This is a genomic window from Aneurinibacillus aneurinilyticus ATCC 12856, from assembly GCF_000466385.1.
Lineage (GTDB): Bacteria > Bacillota > Bacilli > Aneurinibacillales > Aneurinibacillaceae > Aneurinibacillus > Aneurinibacillus aneurinilyticus.
In genome coordinates this window covers 1-1,712 of the sequence record NZ_KE952913.1, presented here as the reverse complement: position 1 = coordinate 1,712, position 1,712 = coordinate 1, and the positions used below count along the sequence as shown (strand labels likewise).

Genomic DNA, 1,712 nt, shown 5'->3' with positions numbered 1-1,712 from the left:
GGTAGGGGAGCGTTCCTGCAGCAGTGAAGTCAGACCGGAAGGACTGGTGGAGCGGCAGGAAGTGAGAATGCCGGTGTAAGTAGCGAAAAGAGAGGTGAGAATCCTCTCCGCCGAAAGCCTAAGGGTTCCTGGGGAAGGCTCGTCCTCCCAGGGTTAGTCGGGACCTAAGCCGAGGCTGAAAAGCGTAGGCGATGGACAACAGGTGGAAATTCCTGTACTACCTCCACTCCGTTTGAGCAACGGGGGGACGCAGGAGGGTAGGGTGAGCAGACTGTTGGATATGTCTGTCCAAGCAGTGAGGCGTGTGTATAGGCAAATCCGTACACTGTAACGCCAGGCTGTGATGGCGAGCGAAATTGTAGTAGCGAAGTCCCTGATCTCACACTGCCAAGAAAAGCCTCTAGCGAGGAGTGAGGTACCCGTACCGCAAACCGACACAGGTAGGCGAGGAGAGAATCCTAAGGCGCGCGAGAAAACTCTTGCTAAGGAACTCGGCAAAATGACCCCGTAACTTCGGGAGAAGGGGTGCCCCGGTAGCGTGTCAAAGCGCGAGGGGGCCGCAGTGAAAAGGCCCAAGCGACTGTTTAGCAAAAACACAGGTCTCTGCGAAGCCGCAAGGCGAAGTATAGGGGCTGACGCCTGCCCGGTGCTGGAAGGTTAAGGGGAAAGGTTAGCACCTTCGGTGCGAGGCTTTGAACCGAAGCCCCAGTAAACGGCGGCCGTAACTATAACGGTCCTAAGGTAGCGAAATTCCTTGTCGGGTAAGTTCCGACCCGCACGAAAGGCGTAACGACTTGGGCACTGTCTCGGCAAGAGACTCGGTGAAATCATACTACCTGTGAAGATGCAGGTTACCCGCGACAAGACGGAAAGACCCCATGGAGCTTTACTGCAGCCTGATATTGAATGCTGGTATTGTTTGTACAGGATAGGTGGGAGCCGTAGAAGCCGGGCCGTCAGGTTCGGTGGAGGCGTCCTTGGGATACCACCCTGACAATGCTGGCCTTCTCACTTGCATCCCTTACCGGGATGAAGGACCGTGTCAGGCGGGCAGTTTGACTGGGGCGGTCGCCTCCTAAAAGGTAACGGAGGCGCCCAAAGGTTCCCTCAGAATGGATGGAAATCATTCGCAGAGTGTAAAGGCACAAGGGAGCTTGACTGCGAGACCTACAAGTCGAGCAGGGACGAAAGTCGGGCTTAGTGATCCGGTGGTTCCGCATGGAAGGGCCATCGCTCAACGGATAAAAGCTACCCTGGGGATAACAGGCTTATCTCCCCCAAGAGTCCACATCGACGGGGAGGTTTGGCACCTCGATGTCGGCTCATCGCATCCTGGAGCTGAAGTAGGTTCCAAGGGTTGGGCTGTTCGCCCATTAAAGCGGTACGCGAGCTGGGTTCAGAACGTCGTGAGACAGTTCGGTCCCTATCTGTCGTGGGCGCAGGAAATTTGAGAGGAGCTGTCCTTAGTACGAGAGGACCGGGATGGACGCACCGCTGGTGCACCAGTTGTTCCGCCAGGAGCACAGCTGGGTAGCTATGTGCGGCCGGGATAAGCGCTGAAAGCATCTAAGCGTGAAGCCCCCCTCAAGATGAGATTTCCCACAGCATAAGCTGGTAAGACCCCTTAAAGATGATGAGGTAGATAGGTTCGGGGTGGAAGCGTGGCAACACGCGGAGCTGACGAATACTAATCGGTCGAGGGCTTAACCAAA

Annotated in this window: 1 rRNA gene; it reads left to right on the top strand. The window is 56.0% G+C overall.

Annotation, left to right across the window (positions count from 1 at the left end):
- A 23S ribosomal RNA gene (locus tag HMPREF0083_RS24670) occupies window positions 1-1,711 on the top strand; the annotation flags it as partial.
- Between the last annotated feature and the right edge of the window lies 1 nt (window position 1,712).